Consider the following 355-nt stretch of genomic DNA (forward strand, 5'->3'; position numbering starts at 1 on the left):
TTGTAAACGACACCTAATATATCAAAGACTGTTTTCTTCTCATATCTATGAGATTTTCGCCCGTTTTGCTGTAGGAGGTTGAACAAGCGAATTAGAATCTTTGATAGCTCTTGGGTGTCTTTCTGTATAGCTTGAAAAAGAAGAAGAAAGTAATCTTTAATCATATATATGGTCTTATATTCACTCAGTTCTCGCTTCTTTTTTCTAAGAAGTAATTGCCGCATTTGAAACATGGTAGAAGAACAGAGTAGAATAGCAATCAGTTGCCCGTACAAATGGCATTCCAATCGTTCTCGTTTTATCTTTTTACAACGATGAATATGAAAGAATGATTTCCACGTTTTAAATAAAATCT

Annotated in this window: 1 pseudogene; it reads right to left on the reverse strand. The window is 33.5% G+C overall.

Going from position 1 to position 355, the window contains the following annotated elements:
* Positions 1-355: pseudogene (locus HFD78_RS29120) on the reverse strand (IS4 family transposase); the annotation flags it as partial.

This window comes from Bacillus sp. EKM501B, from assembly GCF_011800505.1.
GTDB lineage: Bacteria > Bacillota > Bacilli > Bacillales > Bacillaceae_G > Bacillus_A > Bacillus_A cereus.